14 protein-coding genes and 3 pseudogenes are annotated in these 21033 nt (G+C 68.1%); 9 read left to right on the forward strand and 8 right to left on the reverse strand.

The features are described 5' to 3' along the window. Positions 1-86 precede the first annotated feature (86 nt). On the reverse strand, positions 87-968 hold the full coding sequence (gene ligD, locus AB0N07_RS44210) for a non-homologous end-joining DNA ligase (RefSeq protein WP_365845445.1): 882 nt from the start codon (positions 966-968) through the stop codon (positions 87-89). A gap of 72 nt (positions 969-1040) precedes the next feature. Between ligD and AB0N07_RS44215 the strand changes: the two genes are divergently transcribed. Beyond that, on the forward strand, positions 1041-2087 hold the full coding sequence (locus AB0N07_RS44215) for a Ku protein (RefSeq protein ID WP_365845447.1): 1047 nt from the start codon (positions 1041-1043) through the stop codon (positions 2085-2087). 272 nt (positions 2088-2359) lie between these two features. After that, positions 2360-2566, forward strand: a complete 207-nt coding sequence (locus AB0N07_RS44220; RefSeq protein WP_365845449.1) for a cold-shock protein — start codon at positions 2360-2362, stop codon at positions 2564-2566. 259 nt (positions 2567-2825) lie between these two features. Here AB0N07_RS44220 and AB0N07_RS44225 read toward each other — a convergent pair. Then, a pseudogene (locus tag AB0N07_RS44225) lies at positions 2826-2975 on the reverse strand (IS3 family transposase); the annotation flags it as partial. Between the two features lie 988 nt (positions 2976-3963). Then, positions 3964-4791 carry a helix-turn-helix transcriptional regulator gene (locus tag AB0N07_RS44230; protein WP_365845451.1) on the reverse strand — a complete coding sequence of 276 codons (828 nt, stop codon included), beginning with the start codon at positions 4789-4791 and terminating at the stop codon, positions 3964-3966. 111 nt (positions 4792-4902) lie between these two features. On the opposite strand from AB0N07_RS44230, the gene AB0N07_RS44235 reads away from it, so the two are divergent. After that, on the forward strand, positions 4903-5679 hold the full coding sequence (locus tag AB0N07_RS44235) for an alpha/beta hydrolase (protein ID WP_365845453.1): 777 nt from the start codon (positions 4903-4905) through the stop codon (positions 5677-5679). Positions 5680-5769: 90 nt separating this feature from the next. After that, positions 5770-6171 (forward strand): annotated as a pseudogene (locus tag AB0N07_RS44240) (IS5/IS1182 family transposase); the annotation flags it as partial. 33 nt (positions 6172-6204) lie between these two features. Here AB0N07_RS44240 and AB0N07_RS44245 read toward each other — a convergent pair. Together AB0N07_RS44245 and AB0N07_RS44250 are read right to left on the reverse strand one after the other, a co-directional pair. Further along, complete coding sequence (locus AB0N07_RS44245) at positions 6205-7071, reverse strand: alpha/beta hydrolase (protein WP_365845455.1); 867 nt, start codon at positions 7069-7071, stop codon at positions 6205-6207. A gap of 295 nt (positions 7072-7366) precedes the next feature. Next, positions 7367-7765, reverse strand: a complete 399-nt coding sequence (locus tag AB0N07_RS44250) for a nuclear transport factor 2 family protein (protein WP_365845457.1) — start codon at positions 7763-7765, stop codon at positions 7367-7369. Positions 7766-8693: 928 nt separating this feature from the next. Here AB0N07_RS44250 and atpF point away from each other — a divergent pair. From atpF to AB0N07_RS44270, 4 genes and pseudogenes are all read left to right on the forward strand, one after another. Further along, complete coding sequence (gene atpF, locus AB0N07_RS44255) at positions 8694-9203, forward strand: F0F1 ATP synthase subunit B (protein ID WP_365845459.1); 510 nt, start codon at positions 8694-8696, stop codon at positions 9201-9203. Positions 9204-9876: 673 nt separating this feature from the next. After that, positions 9877-10129, forward strand: a pseudogene (infA, locus tag AB0N07_RS44260) (translation initiation factor IF-1). 135 nt (positions 10130-10264) lie between these two features. Further along, positions 10265-14710 carry a polymorphic toxin-type HINT domain-containing protein gene (locus AB0N07_RS44265; protein WP_365845461.1) on the forward strand — a complete coding sequence of 1482 codons (4446 nt, stop codon included), beginning with the start codon at positions 10265-10267 and terminating at the stop codon, positions 14708-14710. A 13-nt stretch (positions 14711-14723) separates the two neighbouring features. Beyond that, a complete protein-coding gene (locus AB0N07_RS44270; protein WP_365845463.1) occupies positions 14724-15368 on the forward strand; it encodes a hypothetical protein in 645 nt (214 codons plus the stop codon). Positions 15369-15588: 220 nt separating this feature from the next. Here AB0N07_RS44270 and AB0N07_RS44275 read toward each other — a convergent pair whose 3' ends face one another. The 3 genes from AB0N07_RS44275 to AB0N07_RS44285 form a co-directional block, all read right to left on the reverse strand. Further along, positions 15589-15825, reverse strand: coding sequence for a hypothetical protein (locus tag AB0N07_RS44275; RefSeq protein WP_365845465.1), 237 nt, complete (start codon positions 15823-15825; stop codon positions 15589-15591). A gap of 2599 nt (positions 15826-18424) precedes the next feature. Beyond that, on the reverse strand, positions 18425-19672 hold the full coding sequence (locus AB0N07_RS44280; protein ID WP_365845467.1) for an XRE family transcriptional regulator: 1248 nt from the start codon (positions 19670-19672) through the stop codon (positions 18425-18427). Positions 19673-19831: 159 nt separating this feature from the next. Beyond that, on the reverse strand, positions 19832-20167 hold the full coding sequence (locus AB0N07_RS44285) for a winged helix-turn-helix domain-containing protein (protein ID WP_365845469.1): 336 nt from the start codon (positions 20165-20167) through the stop codon (positions 19832-19834). A gap of 209 nt (positions 20168-20376) precedes the next feature. Between AB0N07_RS44285 and AB0N07_RS44290 the strand changes: the two genes are divergently transcribed. After that, positions 20377-20922 (forward strand): hypothetical protein, encoded by a 546-nt coding sequence (locus tag AB0N07_RS44290; protein ID WP_365845471.1) that lies wholly within the window; start codon positions 20377-20379, stop codon positions 20920-20922. Positions 20923-21033 lie beyond the last annotated feature (111 nt).

Consider the following 21033-nt stretch of genomic DNA (forward strand, 5'->3'; position numbering starts at 1 on the left):
TAGAGGACGAGGCCGTCAGGCCGACAGCGGGGGTCTGGGGGCGGCAGCCCCCAGGGACGGCCCGCAGCGGGGCCGGGGCAGCGGACTCACGGCAGTGGCGCCGCACCGGCAGGATCGAGCAGCGGGGCGAGCAGATCGCCGTAGTCCTGGAGGCGGGGCGCGAGGTCGGGCGCCTGGAAGGTGAGTTGCGCAGCTGACCCGCACTCCTCGACCTCGGTCCAGGTGACCGGCGCGGAGACGGTGGGCTCGGGCCGGGCGCGCAGGGTGTAGGGCGTGGCGGTGGTCTTCCGGGCGGCGTTCTGGCTCCAGTCGACGAAGACCTTCCCGGGCCTCAGGCTCCGGGTCATCCGGTGCAGGGCGAGCCGGGGCATGGCCCGCTCGGCCTCGACGGCGAGCTGCTTGGCGTACTCGCTCACCTGCTCGGACGGGGTGGGCCGTACCGCGGCGAGCAGGTGCAGCCCCTTGGAGCCGGAGGTCTTGGCGAAGGCGTCGATGCGGTCGGCCGCGAGCCGTTCCCGCAGCCAGAGGGCGACCTCGCAGCAGTCGACGACGGTCGCGGGCGCCCCCGGATCGAGATCGAAGACGATCCGGTCGGCGACGCCGGCGTTCTGTACGACCCACTGCGGTGTATGGAACTCGGTGACGAGATTCGCGGCCCACATCAGGCTCGCCAGGTCCTGTACGAGCACCATCCGCGCCGGCCCCTCCATCCGCGGCACCTCGGCGGTGGTGACCCAGTCGGGCGTACCCGGGGGCACGTTCTTGGCGAAGAACATCTGTCCGCCCGGCCCGTCGGGATACCGCAGGAAGGAGACGGGCCGGTCACGGAGGTGGGGGAGCAGGTGATCGGCGGTGGTGGCGTAGTAGTGCAGCACCTCACCCTTGGTGAACCCGGTCGCGGGATACAGCACCTTCTCGAGGTTGCTGAGCGCGAGCCGTCGTCCCTCCACCTCTGTGATCGGCGTCATACGATGAGAATCTCACGCAAGCTGCAATGAAATGGCGTGAACGCTGCAAATCAATCAAAACAGACCGAAAGGGTGCTGCACGTGCGATCCATATGGAACGGCGCCATCTCGTTCGGCCTGGTCAGCATCCCGATCAAGCTGGTGAACGCCACCGAGAGCCACTCGATCTCCTTCCGTCAGATCCATGTGGAGGACGGCGGCCGCATCCGCTACCGCAAGGTCTGCGAACTGGAGGACAAGGAGGTGAGCGGGGCGGAGATCGGCAAGGGCTACGAGGACGCGGACGGCACGATCATCCCGATCACGGACGAGGACCTGGCCCATCTGCCGCTCCCCACGGCGAAGACGATCGAGATCGTGGCCTTCGTTCCGGCGGACAGCATCGACCCGCTCCAGATGGACGCGGCGTACTACCTGGCGGCGGGCGGCGCCCAGGCGGCAAAGCCGTACACGCTGCTCCGTGAGGCCCTGAAACGCAGCCACAAGGTGGCGATCGCCAAGTTCGCCCTGCGCGGCAGGGAGCGGCTGGGCATGCTGCGGGTGGTGGAGGACGCCATCGCCATGCACGGCCTCCTGTGGCCGGACGAGGTCCGCGCTCCCGAGGGCGTGGCCCCCGATGCGAAGGTCAGCATCAACGACAAGGAACTCGACCTGGCGGACGCCCTGATGGACACCCTGGGCGGGATCGAGCTCGACGAACTCCACGACGAGTACCGCGAGGCACTGGAGGAGGTCGTAGCGGCAAAGGCGGCGGGCGAGGCACCGCCGGAGGCCCCGGAACCGGCGACGGGCGGCAAGGTCCTGGACCTCATGGCGGCGCTGGAGAAGAGCGTGAAGGCCGCCAAGGAGTCGCGCGGCGAGGAGCAGCCGGCAGAGATCAGACGCCTCCCGCCCCGCAAGTCGGCCCGAGCGGCCCCGAAACAGGCAGGCGGAAAGAAGTCGACGTCCACGGCCAAAAAGACAACCGCAAAGAAGACGGCGGCGTCGGCGTCGGCGTCGGCCTCGGCCAAGAAGTCGACGGCGAAGTCGACGCAGGGAACGAAGAAGACGGCGGCGAAAAAGGCCACAGCGAAGAAGGCCACAGCCAAGAAGACAACAGCCCGCAAACGCACGGCCTGACACCGCTCCACTCAGTCCAGGAGCCAAAACCCTGATGACGGTCGCGCGCGGCCCGCGCCCATCACCACCTCCACGACCGGACAAGTCCCCTCCGCTGCTCACACAACCGGACGTCCCCCGCCCTCACTTCGGGCGCTATTGGCGAATTGCTGTCTGCCGATGCTTGGAGATCCACTCAATGAGGGGTATTCAAGGGCGAAGGCAGGCAGCAGCGGGCTGCCTTGGCCTTGGGTGTCGCTCGTGCGGCGACGTTGAAAGAGAGACTCATACCGATGGCAACAGGCGTAGTGAAGTGGTTCAACGCCGATAAGGGGTTCGGGTTCATCCAGCAGGATGACGGCGGACCGGACGTGTTCGTCCACTTCTCGGCCATCCAGTCCACCGGGTTCAAGGAGCTGTACGAGGGCGACAAGGTCGAGTACGCGGTGACGCAGGGGCCGAAGGGACCTCAGGCGGAGAACGTCGTTCGGCAGCAGTAACGAAGCCGGAGCATACGCCGGGGCTCCGTACCGACCGTGAGGTCGATGGGACGGAGCCCCGGCTGCTGATTCGCCAATAGCGTCCGCATGGGGAGGGCCGCACGCTCACAGTGGATACGGCCAGCCGCAGCTCGACTTCCGACGACGGCAACGCCGACTACACGTTCCTCAAGGCATCACGGAAGATCAACTCCGTATTCGAGGAGCGTCGACAGTGGCCGGAACGGGGTATGAGCGTCAGCTGACAGTTCGCTGGTGGCAGGTCGTACTCGATGCGGGTGGGGTAGCCCAGCGCTGAATGTCGTCTCTGGCGGTTGTAGAAGATCTCGATGAACTCGAAGATCGCGTTGGCCAGTTCGACCCGGGTCTTCCAGCGCTTGCGGTTGAGCAACTCGATCTACATCGAGGACTACTCTCCGCACAAGACACCATCCACGCCGCCAGTTAGCCACCGCAGCTGGAACCCAAACCGGGGGGCAGGTCAACCTGTCACCCGAACCTGCATCAGACCCACCGTCGCCGAAGAGCACCAGGAAGGGCCTGAGATCATGACCGACCGGCGCGGAGTAGTGGCCAAACGAGCGGAGAACCTGTCGCCGGGCGTGCCCTACGTACGCCGCTGGAACCGTGCACGGCAAAGCGCCGACGCATTGGCTGATCAGCTCGTGCTGCTCCGGCAGGACTCCGACTTCCCCGGCCTGGTTGCCGACGTCAACGTTTTCGGTGACGGGCTGGTGCAGCTCGGGGCCGTTCGTCCTGAGGCGGCTGAGTTGCTGGCGAGTCTGATTGCGGCCGGTCTGAACGCGGAGTCAGGAGAGGCGACGGCAGGCATGCCGCTGCTCCCTCCTCGGGAGGCGCCTGCCGCTTGAACCGCTCCTCGGTAGTTGGTTGCCCTGCCGCTCGGCCGGGACCGGCGCCCCAGCGCCGCAGCCCGGACGAACGGCAGGACCATCAACTTGAGAAGCGAGGTGATTCCGGTTAGCTGTATGGGCTGACCTGCGACGGAAGCGTGTGGCCGCCTGGCGGGTGGCTCCGTGGTTCCCCGCAGGATCTGGCACGCGCATGGCACGACCTCTTCGTCCCAAGCAATCGACTACGGGGCCGCTGAGGTCCGCTGGGCTGGTCACTCGGCGGTTGACGGTGGGCCTTCCTCCGTGAGGGTGGACACGTCAGAGAGCCGACGGGCCTGGACCGCCACGTCTTCGAACTGTGTGTCGGGCCGCACGCACGTCTCATCTTGCGCGTCGAGCGTGAGATCGACTCAGAGATCGCACGGGTGGGTACGGTGGGGCACCGATACAGAGAGGCGAGCACGGGTTCCGGTGGTCACGGGTTCCGGTGGTCACGGGTTGTGACGCCACGTGATCATAGATGTGAGTGTTCTTGTGGGCGCCTCCTCACTCGGCGGCCACCGTCGCCTGCCACGCGCCCGGGCGTTTGCCTGTGGCCTTGTGGAAGAACACCGAGAAGTTGGATGCGTCGGGGAAGCCGAGTACGTCGGCGCAGCGGGCGGCGGTGAGGCGGTCGTGTGCGAGGAGCCGTTTGGCTTCCAGGGTGATCCGTTCGACGATGTACGCCTTCGCGGTGCGGCCGGTGGCCTGCTGCACCGCTCGTGAGAGGGTGCGGGGCGCGTATCCCAGCGCACGGGCGTAGTAGCCGGCGTCGTGGTGTTGCCGGAAGTGCGCTTCGACGCTGGAGCGGAACAACCGGAACACCGGGTGGCTGAGCCGTGCTTCGGCGTGCGGTGGGTGCAGTCGGGTGATGAGCGCGGAGAGCAGGATTTCGGGCAGCTCCGTCCGGGAGTCACTGGGTGGGGCGGATGCTTCGAGGAGGAGATGGCTGCGCGCCGTGTCGGCGAAGGGCCAGTCGGCGTCGGGGATCCTCCAGTGCGCGGCCGGGTCCGGGGAGGCGACCAGTTCTCGGGTGGCGTGGGTGACCGGCGCGGTCGGCACGAACAGCACGAGGTGCCCTGCCACGTCGGCGATGTCGTCCCACCGGTGCACGGCGCCGGGTGGAATCCACACCGCGGACTGATCTTGGAGCGGGTGGCGGCGGAAATCGACGGTGACTGTGCCGGGTCCGGTGTCGATGACGGCAAGAACGTGGAAGTCGGCGCGCTGCGTGCCGCCGTCGTTCAGCTCGCGAAGGCGGCCGAACGTCATCGTCTCGACCGAGGCGGCGCAGCGTCCCGCAGGCTGGTAGGTCATTTGCCGGATCACGCTCACGTGTCCAGTTTTCACCATCGGGTGACCAGTCACGCCGATGCCCGGTCCGGGTGCAGAAGTTTCAATGAATGCACAGGGCAATCGCCCAGAGCATCGACCGGAAGAGCCATCATGGACACGACGCAGCAGACGCTACTGCCCACTTACGACCATCGGCCGGGGACCGGACCGACTCTGGTGTTCCTGCACTATTGGGGCGGTTCCGCCCGCACCTGGGACCTCGTCGTCGACCGCCTGGCGGGCCGTGACGTGCTCACGGTCGACTTCCGCGGGTGGAGCCGGTCGAGCGCTCTGCCCGGTCCCTACACCCTCGGTCAGCTCGCCGACGACACACTCGCCGTGCTCGCGGATGCGGGGGTCGCCGACTACATCCTGGTGGGGCATTCGATGGGCGGCAAGGTCGCACAGCTGGTCGCGGCCACCCGGCCCGCCGGCCTGCGCGGCATTGTCCTCGTCGGCTCCGGCCCGGCGAAGCCCGCCGCACAGGTCACTCCCGAGTACCAGGAAGCCCTGTCGCACGCCTACGACTCCGCCGAGTCCGTGGCCGGGGCACGGGATCACGTCCTCACCGCGACCGAGCTGCCCGCGTCGGTCAAGGCGCAGATCGTGACCGACTCGCGGACCGTCACCGACGCCGCCCGCACCGAGTGGCCGCTGCACGGCATCGCGCAGGACATCACCGAACACACGTGCATGGTCAGCGTGCCCGTTCTCGTCGTCGCCGGAGAACATGACCAGGTGGAGCCCGTCGGCGTGCTCCGCGACAACCTGGTGCCCTACCTCTCACACCCCGACTTCGTGGTGGTCCCCCACACCGGTCACCTGATCCCGCTGGAAGCCCCGGCCGACCTTGTCGACGCCATCACCGCATTCGCGCCGGCAGCCTGACCGTCCCCGTGGCCCGACGACGGGCTGCGCCCCTGATCACCCGCCCACGGCGCCGGGACAGGCCCTGCCGCGTTGCACCGCACCCGACAGGGCCGTGTCCTGGCCGGGGTCAACCGCCACAACTCACCATTGCTCGCCCCGACCCTGGACCGCCTCTACGAACTTGGACCGTTACCCGACGACATCACCATCCATCTGGACGCCGGCAACGACTCCGTCACAACCCTCACCCTGCTCGACGGCCGCAACTTGTTCGGCCGGATTGCACGCAAAGGAGAGAAAGGGCCGATTCAGGCAAGTCGACGGTGGCACGTGGAGCGCACCCACGCCTGGCAAAAGGCCTTCCACCGCCTCGCCCGATGCTACGAGCGTCGACTCACCGTGATTGACGCCTTCTTCGACCTCGCCGACGCCGTCATCACCGTACGTAGTCTCATCCGCCCAGCATGGAGGACTCACCGCTGGAAGGCACGCCCTCACCGGCGCACATGAGTAGACGCCTTATCTGCCTATCTGCGCGAGTTCTTATCCCAGCACCCGCCCGAGAAAGCCGCGCAGGTAACCCGCGACGACGTCCAGGTGGCTCTCCAGCAGGAAGTGACCACCGTTGATCAGGTGCACCTCTGCCTCCTTGGCGTCGCGGGCGAACGCCCGCGCACCCGCCGGGCCGAAGATTTCGTCGTTGCGGCCCCACACGGCGAGCACCGGGACCTCGCTGGTGCGTAGGAATTCGTGCAGCAGCGGGTAGAGCGGGCGGTTGTTCTGGTAGTCGTGGAACAGCGCCAGCTGGACCTCGTCGTTGCCCTCGCGAGACACGAGGGCGAAGTCGTGTTCCCAGGTGTCCGGGCTGACCAGGCTCGGGTCGGGCACGCCGTGCAGGTACTGCCAGCGGATGGCGTCGACGCCCAGCGCGGCGCGGACGGCGGGTTCGGTGTCGGGGCCGGGGTTCACTCCGTAGGCCCAGACGTCGGTCCAGAACGACTCGACGAAACCGTCCTCGTAGCCGTTGCCGTTCTGGGTGACGAGGGCGGAGATCCGTTCGGGGTGCTGGAGCACCAGGCGCCATCCGATGGGGGCGCCGTAGTCCTGCACGTAGAGGGCGTAGCGGTCCAGGCCCAGTTGGTCGAGCAGTCCGGAGGTGAGTTCGGTGAGGGCGTCGAAGGTGTAGGTGAACTCCCCTACGAGGGGGGCGTCGGAGTGGCCGAAGCCGAGGTGGTCCGGCGCGATGACGTGGTAGTCGTCGGCCAGCAGCGGGATGAGTTCGCGGAACATGAACGAGCTGGTCGGGTAGCCGTGCAGCAGGACGATCACGGGGGCGTCGGAGTGGCCGGCTTCGCGGTAGAAGATCTCATAGCCGTCGACAGTGGCGGTCCGGTGGTGCACCGAGTTCATATCTGACCCCTTTGAAATGCGTGCTCTGGTTAGTTCCTCGCCCTGCAAGCACGGGTGTGGGTCAACCCGTCGAATGATTCGATCCAGAGGGAGAGTGGCATCCGATGGACGCGCCGCTGGACCTGCTCAACAGCAGGCCACTGGTCAATGGTCTGGAACTGCTCGAACCCGGCATCGGTCCCCTCACGCGTCGGCGTCCCGACCCCGCGGACGCGGGACCGCACCCGCGACATCGACGAACTCTGCGCGGTGACCGGCAAGCCGTGACCTCGCGGAGGCCTTGCCCTGAGCCGGGTCACATCACGGCGTCGGTCTGCAGTGGGCCCGCGGTGACACGGAGCGTCCTGATGCGCACCGGCTCTTCCTGGTCGAGGTAGAAGATGTGCATGAAGGGGGCGCGCACCACCCGCTCCGGTTCGCTCTTCTTGGCCATGACCGCCTCACCGCGCAGCAGACGGACGCCGTCGCCCGCGGTCCAGAACTCCAGTACCTCATGGCTGATGACCAGCGGCGCGTCGATCTTGACGAAGAACTCCTTGATGGCCTCGACACCGTGGATGTGCGTGGTGCCGAAGTACATGTCGGTGTTGTCGGTCAGTGGCGCGAAGCCCTTGCCGAACTCCAGGGTGTCGATGGCGTCCATGAACTTCAGGACCCAGCCGGGGACGGCTGTCGCTTGTGCGTTGTCTGCCATGGTGCGGACTTCCTGAGGGGACTGCGGCGCATGACCCTTGCCAACCGCGCCTTCCCAACCCCAGCCGATCTGAACGCCGCCGTCCCGCGGGGACGCCAAAAGACCATCGCTGCGACGAAGGAAGTGAACAAGACGGCCACCGCTACTGAGCTTTTCTGCCAAGAGCTGTCCCGTAAGTGCCAGCCCGTCAGGCGGCTGATTCGACGTGTGAAACTGTCGGCATGGGGTGGGGTGCTTTCGCGCGTGGGAGGAGAGCTCCGCTTGCGTTGCGGCGGGGTCCCTGGCGGCGGTCGTACCGCACTCTCAGAGGCGACCGAACTGGATCAACGCTGTTGCCGCATTGCTTCCTCGACCCTTGCACTGGTCCGCCTTATCGCCCATGGGCCGGCTATCAGGCCCGCAAGAGCAACTACACCCGAACTGACCAAGGTTTCGGTCCACGGTGTTCCGCTCTGCCTCCACACCACGATCGTCGACGCAGTAGCCACAGCGTCGACCCCGAGCAGGACTGCCCATAGGCGGCCCGTAGACATCGATCTATCAGACATAGGCCGTACCTTAAGACGATTGTTCGGCAAGCGCTCCGTCGCGATCAACGGAGCGGCTTTGCACTGGAGTTTCAATGACCGAGTCAAGCGCCGCCGCGCTCGGGTCCTGGAGCACAAGTTTGGAAGATCGCGTACGTTGGATGTGCGCTGGCCTGGCAAGACGGTGACCTGCGCGTTGCTGGGACCCTTGCCGCCACTCCCCGGTATGCCCCGCTGGGCGCCGCTCGATCGGGCACGCCTGGGGCACTAGGGGTGCCCTCCTCTTGCCTGTGGCCGTTCTGGTTGATCCACACGGGAGCGGGTGGCTGCCGCACCAGATGGATGTGAGCTCTTACCTAATACATTCCATGACGCAATCATTACTCCCGTATGGTCTTGACATGGGCATTCTGATACCTGGGCTCGCGCCGACGGTGGTCGGCGTGGTGAGCTTCGCTGCGGTCTTCGTCTGCATGAGCAAGGTTCTCTTGCCACGCATCAACAAGGTCCTCGGCGAACGGAAGGACGCCATCGAGGGCCAGATGGAACATGCTCAACAGTTGGCGGCGGAGGCCGATGAGGTCCTCGCCAAGTATCGCGAGGAGCTGGCTGAGGCCCGACGCGAGGCAGCCCGCCTGCGCCAGGAGGCTTTGGAGGAGGGCACGCAACTGATCGCCGAGATTCGCGCTGACGGCCTGCGGGAACGCGAGGCGATGATTGTGGAGGCTCAGGCACGGCTCGCAGCCGATCGGGTCATTGCGGAGACGGAGTTGCGGGGAGACGTCGTGTCGTTGGCCACGGAGCTGGCTAGTCGGATAGTCGGCGAGGCTCTCGAATGTGGCGCCGACAGCGAGATCGTGGACCGCTTCTTCGCGGATCTCGATGCTGGGAGCGCGGCAGGTTTGCAGTAGTCCCGACCTCAACCCACCACTTGCCCAGCTCCCATCCCGCCCGCCGTAGACCCACACACCGTGGAGCGGGCGTGGTTCATGGCGTCCAGGTGGAGCGCGCCACTGTACGAACGACCTGGACGCCATGGGCCACGTCTGCTCGGCTCCGCCTGGGTCCATGGTGGGCGGGATGGGAGCACCCCGCGCACGCCACCACGGACCCGCAGTCGGGGAACGGAACGGCGCCCCCTCCATCCCGGTGCCGGCCGATCCCCCGCCGGAGGCATTGCCTTGACAGTGGCTGCTCCATGGCCGCGTCTGCCGTCCACCCGGTGGCCTGGTGCGGGATTGGCGGGCCGTTCGAACGTCCGCGTATCTGGCGGTGTCGGACCGTATGCCGCCGCCACCACGATCCGGCCTCTTTCGGTAACACAAAGCGTCTTTGACCTGCACCGTTGGGGATCATCGTTCGCCCCCGTGCCCGTGTTGGGTTTTGGCCGCTGTGTGCGGCGACGGGCGGGCGGCGACGTGCGGCCGGTGGCGAAGACATGGAGGCGGCGCGGGGCGACCGACCGGCGCCGCCGCGCGTGCGCGGCCCCTCGGTCCCTCTGGATCGATTCCTACTTCGTTGGGCGGCTCAGGTCTAATGGTTTTGATGGGGTGTCTCGTGCTCGCGAGCCTTGTGGGCCTACGGATGCTGAAGGGTCTTCCATCCCAAGGCCGGATCGCGGCGGCGGTTCCCCGCGGGCGCTTCCGCGTCACCGGAGCAAGAGCCCCGATCAAAGGGCGGTCGGCGCTCGCGGCCGAAGCAACTGAAGGTGCTCGCGCACATCAGCGGGAAGATCCGGAAGAACTACATCAAGATCCTCCCGTACCACCGGGTGCTCGTGGAGCTGAGCCCCTACGACCTCACCTGGGGCCGGATCCTCTACCGATACCGGACGTGAACTGACGGACGGTCAATTCACCGATGCGACGCGGGCTCGCGCCGCGTGATCTGCGTCACGACATCGTGACGGTCCAGTGCGTCAGCCCTTACATTCCCCACACACAACTCAAGACTCACACGGGGAAGAGCCGAATTGGCCACTTACAGATCCGCCGGCGTCCTGACCAGACGCCGGTCCCGCTGGCATGCGCTCGCGGCGGCAACCGTCGCAGGAGCCCTGCTCGTCACCGCCGCACCGGCGTTCGCGGCCACGCCCAAGGACACCGGCGCGGGGGACGACACCGACACCTACGCCTACCCGGGACGTCTGAAGGACACCGCAGCCCCCATCCGTACGGATGTGTGCCGGCTCGGATTCATCCTGCACGCCGGCGGCCCGGCCCTGAAGGCGGTCACCAAGTCCGGGCTGACGAGCACCGATCCCGCCGAACTGCACCGGCTGGCGAATCCGGAGTACTGGAACACCACACCGCTGTCCACCGCGTACGACAAGGACCAGGCCGACTACTCGAAGACCTGGGACACCCTGAGCGACCGGCACCACACGTGGGACAAGTCGGTCCCGGACAACTTCGATCTGCCGGGCATGACCAACACCGCGTTCCACTGGTCGCCCGACTACTACGGCACGCTCGGCGTCACGAAGTTCTACGTCAACCAGTACTTCAAGGGCCAGGATTCGCTCTACGGGGACCTGGCGCCGATCGCCCAGCCGGCCTCGATGACCGCAGCCACGGCGCTGGCCAAGAGTCTGCACCTGTACTCGGGCAAGGAGGAGACCTCCGCCAACCTCGCCGAGGCCCAGGCATGGCAGGCACTCGGCCCCTATGAGCCGTTCGACGACGGCAAGGTGTTCACCGGGAACAAGCACGCCGACGACGTACGCATCTTCCTTCAGAACGGCGGGTTCCCGAAGACCGCACCCGATCCGGGGTCGGTCGAGTACCGCATGGAGGTCGAGGCCCTCAAGCTGCGCTTCGCCTCCTGCGACAGCGACAACCCGCTGGACCCGAACCACGTACTGGGGTCGGTGGTGAAGACCGCCGGCGCCGAGTGGCAGGCGGAGCTGGACGCGCAGGCCGCACCGCGCGCGGACATCGTCACGGCGGAGATCCAGGCCAACAGCGATCTGCAGACGGCCTCGCAGGCGATGGTCGAGTCTGTGGGCCAGTCCTGGATCGCCGGGCAGTTGGCCAAGTGGCAGTCGTACTGGACCAAACACCCCAAGGACAGCTCCAACGAGCTGTCCTATCCCAAGCCCGCCGACTTCACGTACGCCACCAAGGAGATCGGCAACGCCCGTACCCGGGCGGCCGCCCAGCTGACGATCGCGAACAAGGCCGCCGCCGACGCGAAGGCCCAGGCCGACACGGTGTCCGCCGCCGAGACGGCGGCCGGGAAGATCGCCGCCGCGAACAACACGCCCTACGGACGGGGTCTGGCGTACGCGCAACAGTCGGCGCAGGTCACCAAGGCGTCCTCCGCCGCTGCCGCCGCCGCTGCCAAGGCCACCCAGACCGCGGTGAACGCTGCGAAGGCGTCGGTCGACGACAGCGCTGCGCTGATGTCGCTGGCGAAGACCCAGGCCGAGGCGCTCAAGGCGGAGTTCCGCAAGGCCGCAGCCCAGGAGGCCGCCGCCCAGGCGCACGCCGCCGCGGTGGCCGCGGCCGCACAGGCCACCACTGCCGCCAACGCTGCGGCGACGGCGAAGGCCGACCGGACCACCGCCGAGAAGGCCCAGGCCACCGCGACGACGGCCGCCGCCGACGCGGCGACCCAGCGCGGTATCGCCCAGCAGCAGGCGGCCAACGCCGCCGCCGACCGGGCGCTCGCCGAGAGCAAGCGTCAGATCGCCGCCGCCGACGAGGCCGATGCGCACACCCAGCAGGTCACGGCCGAGAGCAAGCGGGCCGACGCGGAACAGGCCGAGGCCACCGCCGCGCAGAAGAAGACCGACGCCCAGACCGCCGAGTCCCGGGCCGCCGACGCCCGCGGCCGGGCCGCCGACGCCGCGGGCCGCCGTGACGCACTGAACAGCCGGGCGGACGCCGCCGAGGCAGCGGCCGCTGCCGCCGACGGCACCTCCGCAGCCGACGGGGCGAAGGCCGCCGCCACCAAGGCGCGACACGCCGCCGACGACGCTTCCACCGCCGCCGACAAGGCCCAGGCCGACGCCGACGACGCCTCCAACGCCGCGATCGCGGCCCGGGCGGCAGCGACGAACGCCGACGCGGCCGCGAAGAAGGCCCGGGCGGCCGCCAACCAGGCGCAGTCGGACGCGGACACCACCCGCGCCGCGGCCGCCACCGCCCACTCGGCCGCCGCCGACGCGCTCAGCGCCGCCCACCAGTCCGCCCAGGCCGCCGACGCCGCGACCGCACTGGCCGCCTCGGCGCAGGCGGACGCGCACAAGGCCGCCTCCGACACGGTGGCCGCCCGGGCGGCTGCCGACCAGGCCCGCAAGGACAGCGCCACTACGGCCGGACAGGCCTACGCGGCAGCTCTGTCGGCCGCCGCCGCCCGCGACTCGGCGGCCGCCGTGATGGCGCCCGCCAACGACGCGATCGCGCTGGGCACCCCGTTCCGGGAGGACGACTCCTCCGCCGCGCTGGCGGTGCTGGTCGGGCAGGGCGCCAAGACGGTCGCCCAGCAGCAGCAGGCGGCCGCCGAGGCACGCGCCAAGGACGCCGCCGACGCCGCCAAGCTGGCCCAGGCCGCCGCCGACAAGGCCGCCGCCGACGCCAAGGCCGCAGCCCAGGCCGCAGCCGACGCGGCGACCGACGCGGCAGCCGCAGCCAAGTCCGCAGCGGAGGCCCGCACTTCGGCCGCCGCGGCAGCGGAGGACGCCGCAGCGGCCGCCACCGCCGACGCGGCGACCGCGAAGCTCAACGCCCAGGCACAGGCCGACGCCGCCGCCGCGAACACCTCAGCGAACAGCGCCGAGAGCGACGCGGCGGCCGCCGACAGCGCCGCCACCGAAGCCGAACGCGACGCCGCCGCCGCACGCAGCGCCGCCGCGCAGGCCAGGGACGCGGCAACCGCCGCCCAGAAGGCAGCGGACCAGGCGGCCAAGGACGCGGCCGACGCTCAGGAAGCCGCCAAGAACGCCCAGGCCGACTCCGAAGCCGCCGAGAAGTCGGCGGAGACGGCCGAGGCGAACGCCCAGACCCAGGCCCGGCAGTCCCGGGTCATCGACAAGTGGGACGGCGGTTACGCCATCCTGGAGACCGCCGACGACCTCACCATCACCACCGACCCCGGCGGCTGCACCACCGGCAGCGACGGCACCTGCGACATCAACGTACCGATGCACATCAGCGGCACCGTCTACTCCGACGTGCTGATCTGCTACGTCACCAGCCCCACCAGCGTGGACTGCCTGCGCCAGTCGCTGGCGACGCGGCCGGTGGCGTTCACCGAGACCCGCACCGTGCACATCGTCGCCAAGGACATGATCCAGGCCTCGCTGAACAACCTGGTGCACATCGTCGCCGGGGACTTCATCGACTGCGCCAACGGCAAGGTGAGCGGCTGCGCCTGGGCCGCCGCCAACTTCATCCCGTACGGCAAGATCAGCGAGATGATCAAGTCCGTGGTCGGCCTCCGCAGGGCCATGGAGGCCGGCAAGGGCATCGAGGAAGCCTGGACCGGGGTCAAGGCCGCCGGACTCGACAGCGAGGCGCTCGCCGGCCTCGAAGCAGAGGTCAAGGTCGACGAGGGCGCCTTCGCGAACTGCGAGCTGAACAGCTTCCCCGCCGGCACACGGGTGCTGCTGGCGGACGGCTCCTACAAGGCCATCGGCGACATCCGCGTCGGCGACCGGCTGCGCGCCACCGACCCGGACACCCACACCTCGCGTGCGGAGCCGGTCACGGCGTCCTTCGCCCACCACACCGACCACCTGGTGGACATCACCCTCTCCGGCGGCAGCCGGCTGACCACCACCGTCGGTCACCGGGTGTACGTGGTCAACGCGGGCTGGACCTTCGCCTCCGACCTGCACAAGGGCGATCTGCTGCAGGAGCCCGACGGCAGCACCCGGCCCGTCACCGGCCTCACCGACCGCGACGGCATCGCCCCGCAGTCGGTCTACGACCTCACCGTCGACGGCCTGCATACCTTCTACGTACGCACCGCCGGCGCCGGGGCGCAGGACGTACTCGTCCACAACTGCAACAACCTGGCGAAGGACGCGGATGAGTTCCCGGGCCAGGCCCACACCCTCGACGAGCATGTGAACCCGACCCCGCAGAAGTTGGACGAACTGATCGCAGAGAAGGGAATCAACAGCGTCTTCGTCGATGAGCAGACCGCCCAGCAGGTGGTCGACTACGCCATCGCGAACGATGCCGCCACGAAGGCGAAGAACCCCAAGTCCCAGACGCTCCTCAAGTGGCTGGCCAGCGGCAGCACTGAGCCGTACACCATCAAGGGCACGTTCGGTGCGAAGAACTCACTCGGCAAGGTCTACCGGCCGAACGGCGACGTGCGCGACGCGGGCAACGGGTACGTCGTTCTTCTCAAGAAGGCACCGGGGCACCCCCTCGGGTACTACGTCTTCACCGCCTACCCGGTGTAAGGAAGGAGGGACAATGACCACCGATTGGCGCGCCGCCCCCGACTTCGGGCTCACCCAGCTCACCAGGCGGTTCCACCAGGACTGGACCCGGGAGGGAACCGCGCTCGAGATCGTCGCGAGCTCGGCCGAGAGCTTCGGCGGCAAGGCCGCGCCGGCGCTGCTGGAGGACTCGCTGCGGCTGCTGGAGTCTCCGCTTCCCACCTGGGCGGTCACATCACTGTGGCTGGCGGCAACCTGCCGGGGCTACGACATCGACCGCCTCGGCGTCGACGGCAGGGACTGGCTGCGCCAGATCATCGACGTATGCCTGCAGCGGCTGCGCAAGGACGATCCGGCCTACCACCCCCCGGCCCCCGCCCCGCCCTCCGAGTCACTGACCGGCGAGGTCCTCGACGAGATCCTCCTCGTCACCCCGCAGCTGCCGGTCGCGATCACCGAGCACGGCTGGGCCCGCGTCGGCGGGGTCGTCCCCGCGCTGAACCTGGCCGCCACCCAGGCCGGCCCGGACCTCGCGTTCCGCCTGCTGCTGCGGTGCCTGTCCGAGTACTGGGTCCCGCTGACGCAGCCCCAGTACGACCGCTTCGCCGCCCTCGGCGAGCGGTTCGGGTACGGGGAGCCGCTGGTGATGGCGGTGGACCACCTGATCGACCTGGAGTAGCCCGACCTGGAGCAGCCAGACTGGAGTAGCCAGGAGCGCCGGATCCGCCGCTGGACGGGTCCGGCGCTCTGTGCGTGGGCCTCGCGGCCCAGCCCGCCCTGCACCCAAATCTACGGGGCATAGCTGAGCGTGACGACTCCCGTCGCACTCGGCGATGAAGCGGCCCACACAGCCCTCACACGAAAGCCCCGGAACTCACCGGGGCTTCGTGTGCTTGGGACTACCCGCCCGGGCGGTCAGGCGATTCGCTGTCGAGATCCGCACTCAGATGAATGCCGGTCATGAAGCCGTCCAGGACATGTATCCAGCCGTCGCAAGCGATGGCGAACTCTCGCGCGCCCTCGGGCGTAACGGTCACATCCTCGTGCGCGGCCCGATTCCTCAGGTCGGACATACGACGTATCGATCGGACTGCGCGTTGGTCCAACCCGGCACGGCCCAGCTCGTCGATCAGCATGCGGTGGACGATCGGGGTCCCACCCCAGCGCCGCATATGCCGCCGAGAGGATCTTCTGCTCCAGCAAGCGCCAAGATCCAAGTACGGCTGCTTCGGGAGGGGCGTCAGCCACGTCGGCAAGAGCGAGCAGGACAGGGGCTGAATCTTCTCGCGCAGAATCAGCTCCGGCTTCCTCGACAGTTTCGCCGGCTTCCTCCTGCGCTGCGACGCGTTCCTCTCGTGCACGCTCCTCGAAGTCGAGCTCCGCACCACCAGCTCGAACACCGCGGAGCCGCCTCAGCAACTGCTTCACATCGCTTTTGAAGGTGACGGCCAACACTACTGTGATGACTGGCCAGGCAAGCACCTTCAGGTACTCCAAGACGACCTTGAGGGAAACCGGTATGCGGCAGCGTGATGCGAACGTGTGCTGGCAGCGCCGTTTTGGGGCCCTGAGCAGCGGAGAGGCCCTCGAAGATCATTACGTCGGCATTACGTGATCACTGGCAAACGGCTGCTTTCGACGGCATTCGCCTGCACATACGCAAAGACCCCGCACTCAGCTAACGCGCTGGAGGCGGGGTCTTTAGGCACTTCCTGCGAAGTGCCCCCGGCAGGATTCGAACCTGCGCACACGGCTCCGGAGCACAATCAGAGTTCTGCTTGCGAATGGGCTCCGACCAGCGGATTCCTTGATCACAGGACGTGGGTGGCGGGCTTGTGTATCGCAGATAGTGCGAAGCGGGGCCGGAGCGCCCGCTGTGGCGCCCTCTGGCTCGCTCGCGCTGAAGGCCCCCGTAGACGTTCGTCGCGCCCTCGGGAAGGCGCCGGAAGCATTCCGTTTCTACGGGGAGGCTCCCGGGGAGGCGTCAGGGAGGCGGGGAGTTCTCCCTGAGTGCCTCCCTGGGGTGCCTCCCCGTATCTGACCTGCGTAGATCAACGATCAGGGAGGCAGGGAGGCACGCAGGTCAGACCCCGGAAACCCCCCTCTGGAGGTCTTTGCCAGGGGGTCTCTCTGCCTCCCTGAACAGTCTTCCGGGCGATTCCGCTTACTGCTCAGGCAACCCTCCGGCGGTATCCGTCGGGTAGAGGGGGCCCCGCCCAGCCGCTCCGTCCTGCCTTGTCGTGCGGCCGGACCGGAGCGGCCAGGGGTGAGGGGTGCTGGGTAGGCGGGGGGCCTTACCCCGGTAGAGGGGTGGGTAGTGCCCTCTGAGCTGCAAGGTAAGGCGGGTAGAGGGGGCTTGCTCTGTCGGCTGTAGACGAACCGAGGAAGGGCAATGAGGACCGCCCTTCGGGCGGGCGACCCTCGGGGCGCCCACGGCGGTCGGGAGCTCCCGCCTCCCGGCGACTGCGGGCCCCCTTCTCCAGGGGGCGCTACTTCCGCTACCGCCGCTACCGTTCAGGTCAGAGCCGTGATCGAGGTAGCGGGAACGGGTAGCGGTAGCGGCTACGCCCGGGAGGCTCTTAGGGTCGGGAGGTTCCGCCCACATTCCGCTGAGTCGCGACTCAGCGGCACTCAACGCATCTCAGCGCAGGTCAGAAGGGGTGCACCTGAGACGCGCATCGCGACTCAAGGCGAACGAAGACACCACCCGCGCCCGCCGGGGTGGTGTCTTCCCTACAGCGCCGCCGGGCGCGCGGACGGCCTTCCAGGGGGGGGCGCCCCTCCTTGGAAGGCGCACGTACGGCCTTTACCTGGGGGGCGGCAGAGGCACGCCCCCCAGGCCGTCCCTCGGTCACCACAGCTCTTCAGAGGGGGCACGAGCGGGGTGCCGGCCGGACTGCCCCCTCTGAAGAGCGGCCTTACCTTGCGGCGAGCCCCGGGGTAAAAGCCGTCCGCACGCCCGGCTGGAACGGCGTGCAAGCAAGAAGAGCACCAGCCGCCGGGGTGCTCTTCTTGCTGTTCGGCGGCGGCGCCGCCCTGCGATGGTCGCGCCGCGAAGCGGCTCGTTCTTCAGGTTCTGAGGCGCACTGCACTACTACAGACACCCCCTCTTTTTTCCTAAGTAGGGAAGCTCTGCGTCACCGCGTCACCTGATCATGAAAACCGCCCCGTGACCTGCACATACAGCGGTGACGCAGACAGCGAATTCTGCGTCACCGCTGCGTCACCTGCGTCACCTGCGTCACCGTTGACGGACGCCTGCGTCACCGTTGACGCACACCCAACGCTCTGCGTCACCCGAAACGTGCAGGTCAGAGGGGTTGGGTGTCGCAGGTGACGCGGTGACGCAGAAATCCGCACCTCGGACAGACGCGGGCGCTCACTCGGTCCCGACGACGTACCGGCCGGATGAACCGCCGTCCGCTGTGAGTGGCGATGAGCGTCTCAGCCGCACCCCTTCTGACCTGCACTGAGATGCGTTGAGTGCCGATGAGTCGCGACTCAGCGGAATGTGGGCGGAACCTCCCGCCTCTAAGAGTCCACCCCGGGCGTAGCCGCTACCGCTACCCGTTCCCGCTACCTCGATCACGGCTCTGACCTGAACGGTAGCGGCGGTAGCGGAAGTAGCGCCCCTGGAGAAGGGGGCCCGCAGGCGCCGGGCGGCGGGAGCTCCCGCCCGCCGTGGGCGCCCCGAGGGTTGCCCGCCCGAAGGGCGGTCCTCATTGCCCTCAATGGCTACTGAGGCAGAAACCCGGGCGTCGCTTGCCCAAGCTCGTGCAGGTGCGAGAGGTACTCCTGAGCGGCAGGCTCCGACGCGTACCGGCGTCGCATCTCCGCTGCCAGTTCCCGGCTGGTCATGATGAGTGAGGGGACCGACTGGCGCTCCCCTTCGAGGGCGCGCTCCCCCATGATGAGAGCCTGTTCGAGGTCTCCCTCCCGTGCGGCAGTCACGCCCAGCGTGACGCGCGCTTCCGCGTTCCGCATGGGCGAGCGCTCCGAACCGTCGAAGTCGGTACCGGCTCGGAGGACTTCCTGAGCGAGTGTCCGGGCCAGCTTGTCCTCTCCCACCAGGCGGTAGCAGTCCATGGCGTAGAAATCGAACTTCGCCGGGTCCACCACGAAGTGGTTGTCGAGGTTCTCGGGGTAGGGCATTCCTTCGAGCAGGCTGCGTCCCCTGTCGAGTGCCACCTCAACCCGCCGCCGGTCCCCGAGCCGGGCCCACGCCTTGGCTTCTTGCGCTGCAAGCTGCACGGCGACGCCCTGGTGAGCGGCGACGTCGGTTCCGGCCTGTGCCGCCGCGATGACGCCCCGATAGTCCCCAGTGGTGAGCGCGAACCAGGCTCGCATTTCGTGTGCCCATCCGGCGACTTCCGCGTGATCCGCCTCCGTCGCGAGTGAGAGGGCGGCCCGGCGCGTCGATTCGGCTGCGTGTCGGTCACCCGTGTCGTACTCCACGCAGCCCACGAGGAGAGCGAGCCAGCCAGACAGCGCCAGTACCTCTCGGTGCTGCGTGAGGGTGAGGCTCTTCGAGTGGAGCTCAACCACACGGCGGAGCCACTGACGGCCCTCAATGAGGAGTTGTTCGCTCGGCATGAACGGGTACTCCGAGCACAGCCGGTCTGTGGTGATCCGCAACGCATCGAGCGTGGCCGTATCCACGTCGGACCGGTTGAGGCGGCTCATGATTTCCAGCGTCTCCATGCCACTCGCCGCCAAGATCTCCTTGTCCCCATCCCGCCGCGCCGGCGCGGGGAAGAGCGCGTGCGTCACGGTCCCGAAAACGGCCGCGATGAGCGGTCGATAGAACTCGTTGGGGATCTGCCCGGACTCCCACCGCTTCCACTGCCGAATCAGGCTGTCATCTGCGGGAAGCTCGTCCTGGGAGTGGGCCCGAAGGGCCTTCACCGCGTCTCGCTGGGACCAGTCGCGAGCCGCCCGCTCGGCCGCGATACGTCGCGCCCATGCGGGCCTGTCGTCGCTCATACGTCCTCCTCCGAGTGCTTACCCGCTGAGTCTCGCGCCTTGCCCCTGGGGACAGGGAAGGGGACGCCGGGGTGACACCGGACATGTCCCCAGCTCACACGCTCGCCCCCTCGATGTCACTTACGCCACACGCTCCGTTCCTCCCATGCTGGTTGCAGATCACGCACCAGCCACGGTGGAGCGCTGTTCGAGTGCTTCCACCCGTTCAGCCAACACCTGAATCAAGGAGCGGATTTCATTGATCTCCTCGTGCACGTCGCTTGGTGGGACGGTCCCGTCACTGACGAAGTTACCGAGGTTTCCGGCGGACACGACCAGCCCCTCAGTCCTCAGCGTGGCCAGTGCGTTTTGGATGGTCTGGCTTGCGAAACCGAAGCGTTCGATCAGCTCTCGCTGTGACGGAAGCTTGTCGCCAGGCTTCATGCGCTTGATGTCCTCGCGAAGCGCGTCTGCGACCTGCACCGCCTTGGGCTTGGGCCCTCCTGTGACAGTCATGCCCTGAGCGTACCCACCACAGCGAACTAGTGCACACCACTCCGTAGGGCTTGTGCGCCACAGCAGACTAGTGCAAGCTAGTCAGCAGTAGGGCCGCCCCGACTGGGGTGGAAAACCTGCGAAAAGTCCTGGTCATGCCAGGAAAAGCAAGGAGCGGCTTCCTACCGCCAAGCAGACAGCCGCTCCCTGACCCTCTAAGGGGCAACTCCATGATGCCTGGAACCATCGCTGAACGGCGTGCCGAAGCGGTCAAGGCCGAGGCCATCGCACCCATTGACGTCAGTGATCTGACGGGTGCTGAGCGGGCCGTGGCGCTGTACGCGTCGGACATGCCGAACGGGCGCCGCCACCACACGAAGGAGCAGTTCCGCGCCTGGATCGTCCAGGGTGCGGAGCGGCTGGGTGAGGCGGAGATGCGGCGCCAGGCGCTGTACTTCCGTGGGTGGCGGCTGCTGGACATGCACGAGCGGTTGACGGCGCAGGTCCAGGCGCGTCACGAGCAGCGGTTCCCCCGGCGTTTCCGGCTGGTCCGCGCTGAGCAGGGTGGGGCGCTGAGCGTCTCGGTCGACGGGATGTCCAAGGGGGCGCTCGCGCGCAACGGCCTGGTCGATCTGGACGGCGACTGCCCGTGCGAGGGCACGGGCGGGATCGCGGCATGGGACGCGGACGCCGGCGAGTCGTACGAGATCCTGTGCCCGGTTCACCGTCGTGCCGAGATCGACGCGCACCGCCGCGCCGCCCTGGCGGCCCTCTGATGACCGCGCCGGGACCGCTTAACGCGCTGTATGCCCGTGTGGCGGCCCCGGACGCTCCCCCCCGGCCGTTGGTACGGCGGGGGCGGCGCCGGGCCGCAGAGGCGCTCCCCC

This window comes from Streptomyces sp. NPDC051172, assembly GCF_040682555.1.
GTDB lineage: Bacteria > Actinomycetota > Actinomycetes > Streptomycetales > Streptomycetaceae > Streptomyces.

Coding starts and splice junctions, on each gene's coding strand:
- AB0N07_RS44275 (WP_365845465.1), bottom strand. CDS start 15,825: ATGCTGATCGACGAGCTGGGCCGTGCCGGGTTGGACCAACGCGCAGTC.
- AB0N07_RS44235 (WP_365845453.1), top strand. CDS start 4,903: ATGGACACGACGCAGCAGACGCTACTGCCCACTTACGACCATCGGCCG.
- AB0N07_RS44220 (WP_365845449.1), top strand. CDS start 2,360: ATGGCAACAGGCGTAGTGAAGTGGTTCAACGCCGATAAGGGGTTCGGG.
- AB0N07_RS44280 (WP_365845467.1), bottom strand. CDS start 19,672: ATGAGCGACGACAGGCCCGCATGGGCGCGACGTATCGCGGCCGAGCGG.
- ligD (WP_365845445.1), bottom strand. CDS start 968: ATGACGCCGATCACAGAGGTGGAGGGACGACGGCTCGCGCTCAGCAAC.
- atpF (WP_365845459.1), top strand. CDS start 8,694: ATGGGCATTCTGATACCTGGGCTCGCGCCGACGGTGGTCGGCGTGGTG.
- AB0N07_RS44285 (WP_365845469.1), bottom strand. CDS start 20,167: ATGACTGTCACAGGAGGGCCCAAGCCCAAGGCGGTGCAGGTCGCAGAC.
- AB0N07_RS44290 (WP_365845471.1), top strand. CDS start 20,377: ATGATGCCTGGAACCATCGCTGAACGGCGTGCCGAAGCGGTCAAGGCC.
- AB0N07_RS44270 (WP_365845463.1), top strand. CDS start 14,724: ATGACCACCGATTGGCGCGCCGCCCCCGACTTCGGGCTCACCCAGCTC.
- AB0N07_RS44250 (WP_365845457.1), bottom strand. CDS start 7,765: ATGGCAGACAACGCACAAGCGACAGCCGTCCCCGGCTGGGTCCTGAAG.
- AB0N07_RS44245 (WP_365845455.1), bottom strand. CDS start 7,071: ATGAACTCGGTGCACCACCGGACCGCCACTGTCGACGGCTATGAGATC.